The following is a 16,839-nucleotide window of genomic DNA, read 5'->3' as shown; positions in this document are numbered from 1 at the left end:
CCGCGCCTACGGCCGCGCTATTACTCGCAGAGGGAGCGGAGCGTTTCAGGCTTGCGGATTTCCAGGGTACGAAGTCCGTGAAACTTGAGCACACCCTTGTCGCGCAATCTCGATAGCACGCGCGATACAGTCTCGATGGTGAGGCCGAGGTAGTCGCCGATATCCTGCCGGGACATCGGCAGCTCGATCTGAGCGAGTTCCCCCTGGCGATCAGCCATGTCGATCAGGAAGGCGGCGAGGCGTTCGATCGCTGTCTGCCGGCCGACCACCAGCAAATGTTCCTGGGCCCTCACCATACAGCGAAGGGCAAGCGGCAGCAGTTCGCGCGATCTGTCCAGGCCAACCACCGGCCGGAATGTCCGCAGCCCTGTCGTAACGATGGCCTCGGCAAAGAAATGGTGGGCAAGATCGGCTTCAAATCCAAATATCTCTCCGGCCAGATGGAACGCCGTGATCTGCCTGCGCCCGTCGGCAAGGAGCCGGTAAATGCGGACCGCGCCGAACTCGATCTGGTAGTGGGAAGCGACCTTTTCGCCCTGCGCGTAGATCTCCGAGCCTGCGTGGAAGAACGAGAGCGGCACCGGCCGGCCATCATTCGACACGTCTGGTTGCTGGGCCGCGACGTTCAGGATCTCGTAGGGCACCCGAGTGTTGACGATCGCATTCATGGCTGTTTCCCAGATTTCGGTGAAACAGCAATCGCGCAGAATGCCGGCCTGCGAAATTCGGTTATGTCCTAAGGGGTTTTACTTAGTGGAATTCGGTTTTCGGAAGAGATCATGCTCAAACACTAGTCCGCGAGGAGATGGCGGGCTGAAAAAGCCTGCACCATGTCTATCAGGTCATTCCCCTCGACCGGTTTGGTCACGACCGCGAACCCTTCGGTGCCAGCGGATGGATCAATACCTTCCACCAGCAGAATCACCCGCCCGGCGAAACGGGCAAGCGGCTGGCCTCCGGCAGGACTGAGCCGGATTGCGCTTTCATCGACGATGACGCAGGCAGCGGCATTTGCCGCGGGCGAAGCCTCGACTGTCGAAAGCAACGCATGCGATTCGACCGGGAAGCCTTCGACCTCGAGCGCGAACTCGAGCGAACGCCTGAGCCCGGGGTCGGGCGCCACAATTAGAATGGTTTTGGCGGCGGACAAGGATCACGGCTTCCGGACATGCCAGCGAGGTCATCCCGCCAGTCATTTCACAGCAAGCGGCAATCTGGCGCTTCACGCCTTGCGCCAGATCAATCCCTGCAAAGATTCAGGCTGGGCCGAAACCAGCGGCCAATGCCATCCGGACAAGCTGCGGCAGGCTTTTTGCCTGCATCTTGGCCATCACGCTGGCGCGGTGCACCTCGACGGTGCGCGGACTGATGTTGAGATCATAGGCAATCGTCTTGTTCGGCAATCCAGCCACCACACCAGAGAGAACCTGGCGTTCGCGGTCGCTCAATCGCCCGAGCCTTGTCTGGATTGAAGCGACATCGTCGAGTTCTGACGGTTTGTCGACAAGTTGTTCGGCCGCACGCTCAATCGCTTCGATAAGGACAACGTCCTCGAACGGCTTTTCGATGAAATCCGTGGCGCCGGCCTTCATCGCCTCAACCGCCATGGGGACATCGGCGTGACCGGTGATGACAACGGCCGGAAGCGACGTATTTGCTTTCACGAGATTTCGCAAAAGCTCAACCCCGGTCATGTCAGGCATGCGCAGGTCCGTCACCAGAACGCCATTTCTTATGCCCGATGCCGCAGCCAGAAAGTCGGTTGCGCTGTCGTGCATCTTGACCGCGAATCCGGACATCGTGAGCAGAAAAGCCAACGACTTCCTGACCGGTTCCTCGTCATCGACGATGTGAACGATGTAGTCACCCGTCTCCATGCGCGTCCTCTTCCTTGAATGTGGGGAGCGTGAACCTGAATGTTGCGCCACCGGCGGCGTTCTGGCTCACCGTCAGCATTCCACCGTGCGCCTCGACGATCCGCTTGGAGATAGACAGTCCAACCCCCATGCCTCCGGGCTTTGTCGTCACGAAGGGCTTGAAAAGCTGGGCGGAAATCTCCTCGGAAATACCTGGTCCGGTATCTTCGACGATGACGGCGATTTCGCCACCATGCGCGGCATGGGTGCGCACAACCAGCTCGCGGCGCGCGCTGTCGCGCATGGCATCCATGGCATTTCGCATCAGATTGGTCAGCACCTGCTGGATCTGTATGCGGTCGACCATCACGGTTGCCGGTCCCGGCGCGAAGTCGAACACTGTCCGCACCCCGCGCTCTCGCGAACCCACCAGCGCCAGGGCTCCTGCCTCCTCCACCAGGCTGCGAATGTTCTCCGGCGCTTTCTCGGTGGCGCCTTTGGTGACGAATTCGCGAAGATGACGGATGATCTGTCCCGCACGCAGCGACTGCCTTGCGGTTTCCTCCAGTGCAGCCCTCATCTTTGCCGCCACCGCGTCATCCATGTCGCGCAGCAGGCGGGCGCAGCCTTGAACATAATTCGCTATCGCGGACAGCGGCTGGTTCAACTCGTGAGCGAGCGTCGAGGCCATTTCGCCAAGCTCGTTGAGGCGGGCCAACCTCGCCAGTTCGCCCTGGATCTCATGCAGACGTGCCGCCGATTCCTGACGCTCCGTAAGGTCTCGGATGAAGCCGGTAAAAAAGGTCTTGCCGCCCGACTTCATCTCGCCGACCGCCAATTTCATCGGAAACGTCGAACCATCCTTGCGTCGTCCGGCAACAACGCGATCGATTCCGATAATCCGTTTCTCCCCCGTGGTCAGGTACCTGTGCATATAGCCATCATGCTCGTGGCGATAAGGCTCAGGCATCAGCAGGCGCACATTCTCTCCGACGACCTCTGCTTCGGCGTAGCCGAACTGCCGTACCGCGGCTGCATTGAACGAAACGATCGTGCCATCCTTTTCGATGACGACGGTCGCGTCGATGACCGTATCAAGAATGGAGCGAAGATGGGCCTCCCTCGTGTCTAGCGCGCTTTCGGCACGATCAATTGCCTTGCTGGCGCGGTGCAGCATTTCACCCATCCAGGCGATCGCCAGGCCGACAAGGGCGAAGACAATGAGTTCAACCGGATTTTGGGCACGATCTGACTGAAGATTGTCCAGCCAGAACGCTCCACCCAAGGAAAGCGCAACGGACAACAACCCAGGCCAGATGCCGCCAGCGATCGACGCGACGAGGATAGCTGGGGTGAAGAGGGTAAATGTCGCCCTGTCTTCGAGAACTCCCTGCAGCAGAAATCGGAGCAGGACAGCGACCGCCACCATGAAGATGGCCAGCAGATAGCCCTTGCGGCCTTCGAAACGGCGAGACAGCACCGCCTGCAGAAAGCGTCCTTTGATACCGGTAATGTCCCGCGCTGGCATGAAATTTGTTACCGCTGAACTGAAAGGATGCCGCCAAAGCTCAGCCAACGTAACTGAACGGCTGTCACTTAGCGCTTTTTTCCGTTCGTTGCCGAACAGAATGAGAAAGAGCACTCGCTGTGCGAGGCAGGCAAGCCAGAGCTCCTCATAGGAGCGCCAGATCGCGACGTCATATCCAGATATTTCGTGCGCCAGTTTGCGCCAGCGCAAATCGCAACGCCATCCCGTGGAGTAGAAAGCCGCAACGGTGGATGCCGTGCTGAACCTAGGAAAGGACTATTCCATGAAACTTCCCCTGATCGCCGCGGCCATTGCGTTATTTACTCTGGCCGGCGCAGCAAACGCTGAAGAACACGTCGTGCAGATGCTCAACAAGGGCGAGAAGGGTTCGATGGTCTTCCAGCCCGCCTACGTAAAGGCGGCACCCGGAGACACCATCAAGTTCGTGCCCACCGACAAGTCCCACAATGCCGAAACCGTCAAGGGGATGCTGCCGGACGGCGCTGAAGCTTTCAAGGGAAAGCCAAACGAAGGGATAACCGTGACCATGACTCAGGAAGGCGTCTATGGCGTGAAGTGCGCCCCGCATTACGGCATGGGCATGGTGGCGCTGATCGTCGTCGGCAAGCCTGTGAACCTCGACGCGGCGGAAGCCGTCAAACAGACCGGCAAGGCCAAAACGGTGTTCGCCGAGCTGTTCGGCGAGGCGACCAAGGCCGCCTCCAACTGACGGTTCATCATCGATACCCTCCGGTTGGCGATCGCCGGAGGGAAACTGCCGGACGGACCACGGGGGAGGTCCAGTCCGGCCTATTTCATTTAGAGCGCTCCGGAACACGAACTCGAAAGTCGCCGGAAATAAATGCGGTTTGCGCCAGCGCAAAGACGATCCCCGCAAGCAGGCTATTCTTGGGTCATCAAGTGGTTGACGCACAAGGAGATTGAAATGCTTACGCGACGTGAAGCTCTGTTGGGATCTGTCCTTGCCGCCACCGCGGTGGCAACGGTCGGCGCAATGCCGGCTGTGGCAAACGCGAAGGAAGTCGCCGGACTGCCGCGCGAAAAAGTAAGCCTCGTCGCGCCCCCGTTCGTCCACGCTCACGACCAGGTAGCCCAAGGCGGCCCGAAAGTCGTCGAGTTCGCGATGACTGTCGAGGAAAAGCCCGTTGTCATCGACGCGGACGGGACGCAGCTCAATGCGATGACCTACAACGGCTCCATCCCCGGCCCGCTGATGGTTGTCCATGAGGGCGACTATCTTGAGCTGACACTCATCAATCCCGACACCAATACGCTGGCGCACAACATCGACTTCCACGCTGCCACCGGCGCGCTCGGCGGCGGCGGGCTGACACTGATCAACCCCGGTGAGCAGGTAACGCTCCGCTTCAAGGCAACGCGAACGGGGACGTTCGTCTACCACTGCGCGCCCGGCGGACCGATGATCCCGTGGCACGTCGTATCGGGCATGAGCGGTGCGGTGATGGTGCTGCCGCGTGACGGCCTCAGGGACGACAAGGGCAGACCCGTCCGTTACGACCGCATCTACTATATCGGCGAGAACGACTTCTACATCCCTCGCGACGAGCAGGGGGAATTCAAGAAATACGACACGGCCGGCGATAATTTCGATGACACCATGAAGGTCATGCGCGGGTTGATTCCGACCCACGTCGTGTTCAATGGCAAGGCAGGATCGCTGACCGGCGAGAATGCGATGAAGGCGAAGGTCGGCGAGACTGTCCTGATCGTCCATTCGCAAGCCAATCGCGATACGCGGCCGCATCTGATCGGTGGCCACGGCGACTATGTCTGGGAACAGGGCAAGTTCGCCAACCCTCCGGCAAAGGACCTGGAAACCTGGTTCATTCGCGGCGGCTCCGCTGGCTCGGCCCTCTATACGTTCCTGCAGCCGGGCATCTACGCCTACGTGAACCACAATCTGATCGAGGCCGTGGAACTCGGCGCGACCGCACATTTTACGGTCGACGGAACCTGGGATGACGACTTGATGAAGCAGGTCGAAGCCCCAAGGGCCATCACGTCGTAGTGACGAGTATCCGATCCTGAAGATCGACGCGACCTTGCGCACTCTGCGCAAGGTCGCGTGCGCGCCCGGACGAAATGCCATGTCTTTCAACCCCATCGTAGCCCTCGGAAGTATCGCGATTGCCGCGCTGATCGTCGTGAGTGCGACCAGTGCGTTTGATCGGTTGGCCGGTTCGCTGGTGGCTGGTCCCGAACTTGTGACCCTCGCGCCCGGATCGTTCGACCATCCTCAACCAGGTGAATTCCTCGGGGACGGCCATCCTGTCGCGGCGCCGCGGACGCTGGCAACGGTCAATGTTCCGCTGAACATCATGAAATACCAGGTGAGTGCAGCCGAATACGGACGGTGCGTGACGGCCGGCAATTGCAAGGCGGCTGACACCCTGGACAGCGGTAATTTTCCGGTCACCGGCGTAAGCCACATGGACGCCGAAGCCTATGCGGCGTGGCTCTCGACCCAGACCGCTGCGACATGGCGGCTGCCGACAGACGCCGAATGGGCCTATGCCGCCAGCGAACGGTTCCGCGGCGACATCGAAGGCGGCGCCGGCGACCCCAACAATCCGGCGCTGCGCTGGCTCGTCCAGTATCGCACCGAGGCCTCGCTTGGACGGAAATCCGATCCCGAGCCGCGAGTTCAAGGCGCGTTTGGCCTCAACTCAAAAGGGCTGGCGGACGTCGCGGGCAATGTCTGGGAATGGACGTCGACCTGCTACGTTCATGCAGCGGTAGCCGCCGACGGCACCAGCATTGTGAGGTCGATCGACAATTGCGGAGTGCATGTCGTGGAGGGCTTCCACCGCACATACATGTCCAACTTCATCCGGGATGGGAAAAGTGGCGGCTGCGCGGTCGGCACGCCGCCAGACAATCTGGGTTTCCGCCTTGTCCGCGAACGTCTCCACCTCGTGCGAGCCGCCCTGCGGCGTCTTGGGTTCTCTTGACGCGCGGATGCCGCGTTTCGAGGCAAGGATCGGAAGAGACCACAAGCGCCGAAAGGATCAACATGAACTCATCTGCCATCGATCAGGCGCGACCGCCCGCAGAGCGGCCGTTGGGCGATCCAGGCGTTGACCGGGCGAGCATTGGCGTGCTGGTTCGCGAGTTCTACTCCAGACTACGGAAGAACGAACGGCTCGGGCCGATCTTTGCGCGCGAGATCACCGGCGACTGGGAGCCGCACCTTGAGAAAATGACCGACTTCTGGTGTTCCGTCATTCTCAAGACCGGCGACTACCACGGACGTCCGGTGCCCGCGCATCTGAAACTCAAGGATGTGACCGAGGCCGATTTCGACATCTGGCTAGCCATATTCGGCGAGACCGCCGCGGCGCTCTTTGCCCCGGAAACGGCTGCGGTCTTTGTCGATCGTGCCGAACGCATTGCGAAAAGCCTGAAGCTGGCGATGTTCTTTCGCCTTCCGGTTCCCAATTCATCGGCAACCGACATTGCGACAGCCGAGGACGGCTGAGCCGGACCTTGCCTGGCGAACACCCGCCGGGCGGATGTTCGAAAACGACATTTGTCGGGTGCAATCAGCTTCGTCTTTGCGCCAGATCAAATCAGCCGCCGCACAGCCATGCGAAACCCGAGGGACGATTTCGCCCTGACGGGCATCTGACGGTGGACGCACATGCTTGCTCAACTGACATCCGGCGAACGCCAACTTTCAATCGTCGTGCTGATCCTGATGGCAATGGTCGGACTGGCCATGGCGGCAGCTGGTCGCGGCGATCCGATTGGGGTGCATGGCTTTATCGTGCTTGCAGCAAGCGTTGCGATGATCTTCGTCATGCTTTCGGCGCTCAATGCCCCCGAGCCCTCTGCAGAACGTCTGGACCACTACTATGACGACCCGAGCAAGGTGGGCGTCATCCTGACCATGATCTGGGCCATGGTCGGCATGTTCTTCGGCGTCTGGGTAGCGAGCCTGCTGGCATGGCCCGATCTGACCTTCGACGCGGCCTGGGCAAGTTTTGGCCGCTTGCGGCCGGTTCATACGAGCGGAGTGATCTTCGGCTTCGGCGGCAATGCGCTGATCGCCACGTCTTTCCATGTGCTGCAGCGGACCTCGCGCGCCCGGCTGCCAGACCAGTTCAGCCCCTGGTTCGTCCTGCTCGGCTACAACCTGTTCTGCGTCCTGGCCGCGACCGGCTATTTCATGGGCGTCACGCAATCAAAGGAATACGCGGAACCGGAATGGTACGCCGATATCTGGCTGGTCATCGTATGGGTGGTGTATTTCGCGATCTACATTCGCACGCTGGCTCGCCGCAAGGAGCCGCATATCTACGTCGCCAACTGGTACTACATGGCCTTCATCCTGGTCGTGGCGATCCTCCATATCGTCAACAATCTGGCCATGCCGGTGTCGTTCGGCCATGCCAAAAGCTATTCGGCCTTCTCCGGCGTCCAGGACGCGATGACGCAGTGGTGGTACGGCCACAACGCCGTCGCATTCTTCCTCACCTCAGGCTTTCTCGGGATGATGTACTATTACCTGCCCAAGCGGGCGGGTCGGCCGATCTATTCCTACCGGCTGTCGATCATCAGCTTCTGGGGCATCACCTTCATGTATATGTGGGCGGGGTCACACCACCTGCATTACACCGCCCTGCCCGAATGGGTTCAAACGCTGGGGATGACGTTTTCGCTGGTCCTCCTGGTGCCATCGTGGGCCTCGGCGGGAAACGCGCTCGCGACGCTGAACGGCGCCTGGCACAAGGTGCGCGACGACGCCACTTTGCGCTTCATGATGGCGGCGGCGGTCTTCTACGGCCTGACCACTTTTGAAGGATCGTTCATGGCGATCCGTCCGGTCAACGCGCTTTCCCACTATACGGACTGGACCGTTGGTCACGTCCATGCCGGTGCCCTGGGTTGGGTGGCGCTGATCACCTTCGGCTCGATCTATTGTCTGGTCCCGGCATTGTGGAAGCGTGAACGGATGTATTCGGCCAAACTGATCGAGGTGCATTTCTGGTTAGCGATCTCGGGGACGGTCATCTACGTCTTTGCCATGTGGAATTCCGGCATCCTGCAAGGCTTGATGTGGCGGACATACAACGAGAACGGAACGCTCACCTATTCCTTCATTGAATCCATGGTGGCGATGCATCCCTATTACATCGCTCGCGCCTTCGGCGGGCTGCTGTTCCTGCTCGGTGCCATCACCGGCTCCTACAACATCCTGATGACGGTCCGCGGCCATTCGCAAGCCGCGCTGCAACCGGGCGATGACGCGCCGCAGCGCCATCTGGCGCCTGTCGCCCAGCCGGCGGAGTGAGGATCATGCCAGAATTCCACCGCAAAATCGAACGCAGCGCCATCGGCTTTGTCCTCGCCATCGTCTTGGTCTCCAGCATCGGCGGCTTTGTGGAAATCGCCCCGCTGTTCACCATCGACGACACGGTCGAGAACGCGCCGGATATGCGGGTCTACACCCCGCTAGAGCAGGCCGGGCGCGACATCTACATGCGCGAGGGTTGCTACGCCTGCCATTCTCAAATGATCCGGACACTGCGCGACGAAGTCGAACGCTACGGCCCTTATTCGCTCGCCGTTGAATCGAAATACGATCATCCGATGTTGTGGGGATCAAAGCGCACGGGACCGGATCTGGCCCGCATCGGCGGCAAATATTCCGACGCCTGGCAAGTCGCCCACCTGATCAACCCGCGAACCGTGGTTCCGGAATCGATCATGCCCAAATTTGGCTGGCTGCTCGACAACCCGCTGCGCATCGACGACCTCGGCGAGCACCTGACTGCCCTCCGGGACGTCGGCGTTCCCTACACCGACGACATGATCGCCAATGCGACCCAGGATGCGCTCGGCCAAACCGCGCCGGACGGTGATTTCGCCGCCGGCGTTACCAAGCGCTACGGGCAGGCAACGCAAGTCAGGGCCTTTGACGGCAATCCAGCGACAGTTACCGAAATGGATGCGCTGGTCGCCTATCTGCAGATCCTTGGCCACCTGACCGGCGCCGCCGCCCAGGCGGAGGTTGCCGTGCAGCCGGAGGCCGCGCAATGAGCTGGGAACACGAAGCCGTCGTCGCCTTCTCCAAAAGCTGGGGCCTTTTCTACCTGATCGCGATGGCCGTGGGCGTCCTCGTCTACACGTTCTGGCCGTCGAACAAGAAGCGGTTCGAAAGGGCGAAAGACAGCATTCTCGACGGAGACGACAAGCCATGGAAATAGGCGAGCGCGATCCCGTCACGGGACAGGCCACGACCGGTCATGAGTGGAATGGCATCAAGGAGCTCTACACGCCGGTTCCGCGTATTGTGTTCTTCTTCCTGGCCACCACCATCCTTTTTGCCGTGTGCTACTGGGTCCTCATGCCCGCCTGGCCATTGGGCAAGACCTACACCAAGGGTCTGCTTGGAATTGACCAGAAAACCAGCGTCGACCGCCTGGTAAAGGACGCGACGCTGGAGCGTGCGGCCTGGACCCAAAAGATCGATCAAATGGATTTTGCGGCGATTCAGGCCGATCCATCGATGATGAAGACAGTCGAAGAAACCGGCCACACGCTGTTTGGCGACAATTGTGCGGCTTGCCATGGCACCAAAGCGACGGGCGGCCCCGGATTTCCCAACCTCACCGCCGGCGTCTGGCTCTGGGGCGGAGATCCCAAAACAATCGTTGAAACACTGCGTGTCGGCATCAACTCGACCCACCCCGATACGCGGACCTCGCAGATGCTGGCCTTTGGCCGCGATGGGGTGATCGAGAGCAAGCAACTGGCCGACGTCGTCGCCTATGTGCGGTCACTCGGCGGCACCACCGACGGCCTCGATGCCGATCCGCAAAGCATTGCCGCAGGACAGGACGTCTTCAAACAGAATTGCATCGCCTGTCATGGTGACGATGCCAAAGGCAAGCACGACCTCGGTGCGCCTGACCTGACCGACAGCAACTGGATCTATGGCGGCGACCTCCAGTCCGTCACCACGACAGTCTATGGCGGCCGGCAGGGCACCATGCCTCATTGGGAACAGCGCCTCACCGCGACCCAGCGCAAGATACTCGCTCTCTATGTGCTTTCCCTCCGGAGTGTGCCCCAGTGAGCCTCCATCCCGCCCTGCCGTCGAGGCCGCGATCGCGCTCGCGAACTGTCGCGCTCATCCTGGTCACGGCGGGACTGGCGCTGGTCGCCGCCGCCAACTTCCATCTGGTGTACGTGTCCTTCGCGTCGCAAGCGGACTGCGTGCCGCATTTGAAGGACCCCGGCGACCCGGCGAAGAACAGCTACGCTGCGGCCAGTTCGTCGTGCTGACGCTCGAGAGGCGCGGCACGACGAAACGACAGGAAGGATCATGGAAATGAGTGATCTCCATCTCGCCAATGACCAAGAGTTCGTGCACGTCGGATCGCGCAACCGCGGTCTCCCGGCCAACGCCGCGTTCGGCTGGCTGCGCGCCGGCTGGCACGACTTGATGTCGACGCCGGCCCCTAGTCTCGCCTACGGGCTGGCGGTCTTTGCCGTTTCCGCGCTGATCGTTGGCGGCCTTTTCCTGTTTCGGCTCGACTACATCCTGTTTCCCGCTACCGCCGCCTTCATGGTGGTCGGCCCACTCATAGCGGTCGGCCTCTATGAAAAAAGCCGCTCGCTGGAACAGGGCAGGGCCATCTCTCTGGCCAGGATGATCTTCGTGCGGCCGGCTTCCGGCGCCCAGATTCTCTTCGTCGGCTTCATCATGCTCGGCCTGGCGCTGCTGTGGATGCGTGCCGCGGTCATCATATACGCCCTGTTCTTCGGCTGGCGGCCCTTCCCCGGTTTCGATCATCTTGCCCCGATGCTTTTCACAACCACCATCGGCTGGGCAATGTTGGTTGTCGGTACAGCGGTTGGCGGAGTGTTCGCCGCATTCTCCTTCGCCATCAGCGCCTTTTCGGTGCCCATGCTCCTCGACCAGCGTACGGACGCGTTTACCGCGATGGGCACCAGCATTTCGCTGGTCTGGAACAATCGTCCGGTGATGATCACCTGGGGTGCAATCGTACTGCTGCTGACCCTTCTTGGTCTTGGAACCGGGCTGGTCGGATTGATTGTCACCTTTCCCCTGCTCGGGCATGCCACATGGCACGCCTACAGGACGATATCGGTTGAACCGGGGCTGAAGGAGTAGCGGTCGTGAGTTGCTGCGCACCCGGAGCCGAAGCCGCCCTGGAGATCGGCCCGGCGGGTGGGGTTGCCAGTCCACGCGAAGAGCTTTTGCTTGTCAGTCGCGATCTTGGCGGTGGCCTTTTTCAAACTGACCTGTCGGTCCCCGAAATTCATTGCGCATCCTGCATGGCCACGGTCGAACGCGCTTTGTCGGCCTTGCCCGGCGTCGAATATGCCCGAGCCAACCTTTCCATGAAACGGACCGTCGTGAAATGGCGTCCGGGCGCCGACAAGGCGCCCGATCTCATCGGCGCGCTAGGAGCTGCGGGTTACGAGTCGCATGTCTTCACCACGGACGCCGACCAGCGCAGTCCCGAATATTCCCGACTCATCAAGGCGCTCGCGGTCGCGGGCTTCTGCGCCATGAACATCATGCTGCTGTCGGTTTCGGTCTGGTCCGGAGCCGAAGGCGGAACCCGCCAAGCGTTCCACTGGATTTCCGCGGCGCTCGCCTTACCGGCAATTGTCTATTCGGGGCGGATATTCTTTTCCTCGGCTTGGGCTGCCTTGCGAAACGGCCGGACAAACATGGATGTGCCGATTTCCATCGGCGTGTTGATGGCGTTCGGACTCAGCCTCTACGATACGATTCACGGCGGGCCGCATGCCTATTTCGACGCGGCGACATCGCTTTTGTTCTTTCTGCTCATCGGCCGCACCCTCGACCATGTGATGCGGGAAAAGGCGCGTTCGGCCGTGGCAGGGCTTGCGAGCCTCGCACCGAGGGGAGCGATCGTGGTAGATGCCGACGGCCGGCACTATGTCCCGATTGCCGAGATCCGGCCGGGAACCTCCGTGCTCATTGCCGCCGGCGACAGGGTCCCTGTCGACGGGATCGTCATGGACGGTGCTTCGGAACTCGATTGTTCGGTCGTCACCGGGGAATCGGCACCCAGGCCCGCTATTGTGGGAACGCTGGTCCAGGCCGGGCTTCTCAATCTGACGGGGCCGCTGACGATAAGAGCCGCCGCCGAGGCAAAGGACTCATTTCTGGCGGAAATGATCAGAATGATGGAAGCCGCCGAGGGGGGCAGAGCGCGCTATCGCAGACTGGCGGATCGTGCCTCGGCGCTCTATTCGCCTGTCGTACACGCCATCGCCTTGCTGTCTTTTTTGGGCTGGCTCTCCATCACCAGGGATTGGCACGCATCGGTTTCGATCGCCATCGCCGTTCTGATCATAACGTGCCCGTGCGCGCTCGGCCTTGCGGTTCCGATCGTGCAGGTCGTTGCCGCCCGGCGCCTTTTCGAAAAAGGCGTCATGGTCAGGGATGGCTCTGCTCTCGAGCGCCTCGCCGAAGTCGACACTGTGCTGTTCGACAAGACCGGCACGCTGTCGCTCGGCCGTCCACATCTCGTCAACAGCGCCAGCGTTGACCCCGGTGCGCTCGCGCTTGCGGCCAAGATAGCATCGGGTTCGAGGCATCCGATGTCCGTCGCAATTCTCGCTGCCGCATCGCCGGGCCAGGTTGGAGCGGCCCCGATGAACAATCTCGTCGAATACCCGGGCCGCGGCCTCGAAGCCAGGATGGGAACCTCCGTCTACCGCCTGGGCCGGCCGGAGTGGGCGCTCGGCCGCAAGATGCCGGATGGCGCGGACGGTTGGTTTTCGGTGTCGCTGTTGGTCCAGGACGGGCAGCAACTGGCGCGGCTTGTGTTTGAAGACATCCTGCGAGGCGGCGCGCGTTCGACGATCGAGCGATTGCGTCGGCAGGGCCTCGGTGTCGGGATCCTGTCCGGTGACCGCAGGTCTGCGGTGGCAGACCTGGCTTTGAACCTCGGCATCGATGATTTCACGGCGGAAATGCTTCCATCCGACAAGGTTGAGCGGATCGCGGCTCTCACCGCTGCCGACTCCAAGGTGCTGATGGTGGGAGACGGACTTAACGACGCGCCAGCCCTCGCCGCCGCGCATGTCTCCATGGCCCCGGCGACGGCGGCCGATGTCGGCCGCAATGCTGCCGACTTCGTGTTCCTGAAGGAAAGCCTTGCGAGCGTCGCCGACACCTACGAGATTTCACGCAATGCGGGAAAACTGATCCGGCAGAATTTCGCCTTGGCAGTCGGCTACAATGCCATTGCGGTGCCTTTTGCCGTGTGCGGGTATATCACTCCGCTCGTTGCGGCAGCCGCAATGTCGCTCTCGTCTGTGTTGGTGGTGGCCAATGCCCTGCGTTTGGGTCATGCCCCCGCTGGAAACCTGCCCGCCAGGCAAGCCGCATCCGTTCATCCGGACCTGCAGCCGATAGGTATGGGATCATGAGTTACCTGACTGTTCTGGTGCCGGTCGCAGTCTTGATGGGGCTCGCCGGACTTGCGGCCTTCATGTGGACCTTGCGGTCCGGACAGTATGACGACCTCGACGGAGCGGCGCAGAGAATCCTTTTGGACGACGATCCTGAGTGACAAGCCCAAAGCACTCCGACTGGTGTTGCGCCGGCAAGACAATGTTTTGGTTTTGGAACTGATAATTCGATAAATAGCGGTCGCGTTGTTGTAGCCTATGACGACGTCGGTCTGCCTGAAGCCGAAACCTGGCTAGAGCGCGGCAGGCCCGAAGCGCCGACCGTACAATCCCTGGCCGAGAATGCGAAACCCAGTTGGAGGGGAGTTCCGTTCCTGGCGAAGGGGAGTGGACAACCATTGTTTTCAAGCGACCAGTGGCGGCATGATGAGGGAGGCTGAAGCCACAACCTTCGGCTATGGTGCTGCCACTTTCGCGCGGCTGCACAGGCCCGCCGGCGCGACAAAACGTACCTTGGGGCGATGGCGAACAGCATTTCGAGCTTCTGCCTCCACGGCCAGACCTTCATATTGCCTCTGCCGTTGTCTGATGCCAGGTGGTTCGCCCAAACGCTGCCATGGTACGCTGAGCACGGACCCTCGTGGCGGAAACGACGGCAAGTGCGATGAAGAAGAGGATGCCTGGATCGGCGCTGCCGCCGGACACAGAGCTGGCGATTATGCCAGCGAGAGAAGCGTTCCTGACGCTCGTCACGACCGCATCAGTTTCTGGGTCCACCCATTCCCGCATCCGTCCTATTCCGCTGACCAGGACGCCGAGCAGGATCGCCATCATCAGCGATCCGAACAAGCCAAGTTGGGAAAGGATCGCGATCGGCCAGCTCGACGCCCTCGAACTGCCGAAACCGACGCCAAGGCCACTGGTGTCGAGGAAGGACTGCAGGCTCTTGAGGTTCCAATAGGTGCGCTCATGGCCCGAGGCAGAATCCGCTTTGTTGATGATGGTGCTGTTGATCAGCCTGACGAAAGGCTCCAAGGCTCCGGCGTGGTAGAGGCTGATGCCCATAATGGCGACCACGCCTATCGCCATCAGAGCGGTTACCAGTATGTCCTCGCGCTCAACCCGCCCCCTGAGGACTGAAACCAACATCGAGAAGGCGACCGGGAGGCACAGGAGAGCAAGACCGATGTAAGCGGTCGATGAAGTCGACAGAATGGTCAGGAAGAGCAGGATGCCCGCCAGCCACTGGGCAAGGCGTGACTTGGTCTTTCTCCAGTACGTGTAGCAGAATGCCAGGCAGGCGAGGGAAACGGCGGCGAACGAAGAGGCCTCCGAAAAAGGTCCCGTGATCCGCACGAATCCTGCCTCGTACGATCCCGTTATGATCGCGTAGTTGGCGGTTCTGATCGGGGCCAGCAAGTCTCCCAGTCCTGCATTCTTGCCGATAAAGTCGACGAGCCCCATGCCCGTATGCAGACCGCACCACAAGAAGAAGCCGCGGCGGACTTGGTCGATCCTTTGGGAGTGCAGCAGCAGCACACAAAGCGCGATGGCGGTGAGCCCGCCAAGGATGAAGTAGCCCGTCTGTGAAATGTTGGCAGAAACCGGGGCCAAGGACGCCTCTACGACGGCGTCTCGGGTTTTCGACTGCACGAAGACGGTGGTCTGTCCTGCAAAAAATCTTGGAAACAGCCATGCCCCGATGACTGCATAAACCATGAGGCTTGTGAGAACCCAGACCGGGCGGATGCTCCCGAACACACTTCCAAGGTCGAACCAGATGCGACGCCTGACCGTGGCGGCCATGACGAGCAGGGCCGCAAACATGGTGTAGATCAGCGGGGACGACCCACCTAAGAAGGTCAGCGTGACGATGGCCGTCGCACCGAACGCCTGGGAAGCGATCAGGCCGATGATCAGCATTCCCCTGGAATAGCGGGCAACGACCAAAATGGCCGCGCACACCAGCAGCCCCACCAACGAGACCTGCATTGTCGATCGAGCCTTCCGTTTGGTTTGGCCCCGGACTGTGCGGACGCAGGAAGCTGTCCGACCGCTCATTTTTCGGCAGATGGATATCCCGGACAAGAGAGCCAAAGGACGTAGCCTGACACCGTATCCGCAGGACACGGAGTACGCTTTAAGGCTGAATGGCTGCATGTCCCGGTCACGGCCGTTGCGTTGTAAAATGCACGGCGGCACGCGACGGCGGCCTTTTCGCAATCTGGCTACGCCTCCTGCAAATGGCTAACCCTTGATCCGCAACACCTACCAAAGAACGTCTAGATCAAGGATATGGTCACCTTATACTGCGCAATTGCAGACATGTTTTGCTTTCAATCGCGAAACTCTGTGATAAACATGGGAAGGTGGGAGCGCTGGGCAACGGGCGGGTTGTTTAGAGTTTGTCCGTGAGGAGGAGAAGCGGTATGACCACTCAGGTTGTATTTCGCACGTTCGGGCCAAAGCAGTTCAGACAACTCAAGGAAGTGTACGAGCGCGCGCGGGCCGTGAAGGCCAAGTACCCCGAGTCCCACATTGCCAGCAAAGCCGCCAAAAGGCTGATCGACGCCTTCGAAGTCGTGATCCAGACTGACGGAACGGTTCTGGACGTGCAGTGGCTGAGCGAGGCTGATCCCCAGGGAAACGCCTGAGACCAGGCCTTTACGGGCGTCCTCGAAGGCTTGCAGTGACGCCTTCATAGTTCCTGTCGACGTCAGCCACGCGCTGCAGGCGGATTCTGCTTGTTCCAAACCAACTTGTCCTGGAATTGGCCTGACGGCGTATTCGCCGCAGGGCGGCAGGGGAGTCACCGGGGCGGGCAGTGACTCCCCTACCCTGTCTACGCGTTCTCCACGGACAGGCCGCGTAAGCCTTGAGCAGACGCCGGCACTCCAATGTTCAGCCTTGGCAACATATGCCGTCAACGAAGCTTTTGGAGGGTCAACCAAGCTTTTGGGGGTAAGATGTAGTGTTATCAGGGGATGC

At 60.7% G+C, this 16,839-nt stretch carries 18 protein-coding genes; 13 read left to right on the top strand and 5 right to left on the bottom strand.

Translation table 11 applies throughout. The features are described 5' to 3' along the window. Window positions 1-20 precede the first annotated feature (20 nt). From AC1D10_RS15600 to AC1D10_RS15585, 4 genes are all read right to left on the bottom strand, one after another. Entirely contained in the window at window positions 21-668 is a 648-nt protein-coding gene (locus tag AC1D10_RS15600; RefSeq protein WP_477273237.1) for a helix-turn-helix domain-containing protein, read from the bottom strand. A gap of 122 nt (window positions 669-790) precedes the next feature. After that, complete coding sequence (locus AC1D10_RS15595) at window positions 791-1,150, bottom strand: response regulator transcription factor (protein ID WP_477273235.1); 360 nt, start codon at window positions 1,148-1,150, stop codon at window positions 791-793. A gap of 106 nt (window positions 1,151-1,256) precedes the next feature. Next, a complete protein-coding gene (fixJ, locus tag AC1D10_RS15590; protein WP_477273233.1) occupies window positions 1,257-1,877 on the bottom strand; it encodes a response regulator FixJ in 621 nt (206 codons plus the stop codon). Beyond that, window positions 1,864-3,384 (bottom strand): PAS domain S-box protein, encoded by a 1,521-nt coding sequence (locus AC1D10_RS15585; RefSeq protein WP_477274093.1) that lies wholly within the window; start codon window positions 3,382-3,384, stop codon window positions 1,864-1,866. The genes fixJ and AC1D10_RS15585 overlap by 14 nt, the downstream gene beginning before the upstream one ends. A 283-nt stretch (window positions 3,385-3,667) precedes the next feature. Between AC1D10_RS15585 and AC1D10_RS15580 the strand changes: the two genes are divergently transcribed. From AC1D10_RS15580 to ccoS, 12 genes are all read left to right on the top strand, one after another. Continuing rightward, window positions 3,668-4,114 carry a pseudoazurin gene (locus AC1D10_RS15580; RefSeq protein ID WP_477273231.1) on the top strand — a complete coding sequence of 149 codons (447 nt, stop codon included), beginning with the start codon at window positions 3,668-3,670 and terminating at the stop codon, window positions 4,112-4,114. A gap of 216 nt (window positions 4,115-4,330) precedes the next feature. Continuing rightward, complete coding sequence (gene nirK / locus AC1D10_RS15575) at window positions 4,331-5,434, top strand: copper-containing nitrite reductase (RefSeq protein WP_477273229.1); 1,104 nt, start codon at window positions 4,331-4,333, stop codon at window positions 5,432-5,434. A 34-nt stretch (window positions 5,435-5,468) separates the two neighbouring features. Beyond that, on the top strand, window positions 5,469-6,377 hold the full coding sequence (locus tag AC1D10_RS15570; protein WP_477273227.1) for an SUMF1/EgtB/PvdO family nonheme iron enzyme: 909 nt from the start codon (window positions 5,469-5,471) through the stop codon (window positions 6,375-6,377). A gap of 62 nt (window positions 6,378-6,439) precedes the next feature. Beyond that, window positions 6,440-6,904 carry a group III truncated hemoglobin gene (locus AC1D10_RS15565; protein ID WP_477273225.1) on the top strand — a complete coding sequence of 155 codons (465 nt, stop codon included), beginning with the start codon at window positions 6,440-6,442 and terminating at the stop codon, window positions 6,902-6,904. Window positions 6,905-7,066: 162 nt separating this feature from the next. Next, window positions 7,067-8,719 (top strand): cytochrome-c oxidase, cbb3-type subunit I, encoded by a 1,653-nt coding sequence (gene ccoN, locus AC1D10_RS15560; RefSeq protein ID WP_477273223.1) that lies wholly within the window; start codon window positions 7,067-7,069, stop codon window positions 8,717-8,719. 5 nt (window positions 8,720-8,724) lie between these two features. Beyond that, entirely contained in the window at window positions 8,725-9,468 is a 744-nt protein-coding gene (gene ccoO, locus AC1D10_RS15555) for a cytochrome-c oxidase, cbb3-type subunit II (protein ID WP_477273221.1), read from the top strand. Further along, entirely contained in the window at window positions 9,465-9,635 is a 171-nt protein-coding gene (locus tag AC1D10_RS15550) for a cbb3-type cytochrome c oxidase subunit 3 (RefSeq protein WP_379092680.1), read from the top strand. The genes ccoO and AC1D10_RS15550 overlap by 4 nt, the downstream gene beginning before the upstream one ends. Then, complete coding sequence (gene ccoP / locus AC1D10_RS15545) at window positions 9,626-10,507, top strand: cytochrome-c oxidase, cbb3-type subunit III (RefSeq protein ID WP_477273218.1); 882 nt, start codon at window positions 9,626-9,628, stop codon at window positions 10,505-10,507. Before AC1D10_RS15550 ends, ccoP begins: the two co-directional genes overlap by 10 nt. Next, window positions 10,504-10,716: a hypothetical protein gene (locus tag AC1D10_RS15540; protein ID WP_477273216.1), complete on the top strand. Its 213-nt coding sequence runs from the start codon at window positions 10,504-10,506 to the stop codon at window positions 10,714-10,716. Before ccoP ends, AC1D10_RS15540 begins: the two co-directional genes overlap by 4 nt. A gap of 46 nt (window positions 10,717-10,762) precedes the next feature. After that, complete coding sequence (locus AC1D10_RS15535) at window positions 10,763-11,569, top strand: DUF2189 domain-containing protein (protein ID WP_477273214.1); 807 nt, start codon at window positions 10,763-10,765, stop codon at window positions 11,567-11,569. A gap of 5 nt (window positions 11,570-11,574) precedes the next feature. Further along, on the top strand, window positions 11,575-13,869 hold the full coding sequence (locus tag AC1D10_RS15530) for a cation-translocating P-type ATPase (RefSeq protein WP_477273212.1): 2,295 nt from the start codon (window positions 11,575-11,577) through the stop codon (window positions 13,867-13,869). Then, window positions 13,866-14,012 (top strand): cbb3-type cytochrome oxidase assembly protein CcoS, encoded by a 147-nt coding sequence (ccoS, locus tag AC1D10_RS15525; protein WP_477273210.1) that lies wholly within the window; start codon window positions 13,866-13,868, stop codon window positions 14,010-14,012. Before AC1D10_RS15530 ends, ccoS begins: the two co-directional genes overlap by 4 nt. A 403-nt stretch (window positions 14,013-14,415) precedes the next feature. On the opposite strand, the gene AC1D10_RS15520 is transcribed toward ccoS, so the two are convergent. After that, window positions 14,416-15,843: a hypothetical protein gene (locus AC1D10_RS15520; protein WP_477273208.1), complete on the bottom strand. Its 1,428-nt coding sequence runs from the start codon at window positions 15,841-15,843 to the stop codon at window positions 14,416-14,418. 437 nt (window positions 15,844-16,280) lie between these two features. Here AC1D10_RS15520 and AC1D10_RS15515 point away from each other — a divergent pair, with 437 nt between their 5' ends. Further along, a complete protein-coding gene (locus tag AC1D10_RS15515; protein ID WP_477273206.1) occupies window positions 16,281-16,505 on the top strand; it encodes a hypothetical protein in 225 nt (74 codons plus the stop codon). Window positions 16,506-16,839 lie beyond the last annotated feature (334 nt).

The sequence above is a fragment of the Mesorhizobium sp. P2_A8 genome, from assembly GCF_056404935.1.
This window is presented reverse-complemented; position numbering and strand designations above follow the sequence as displayed.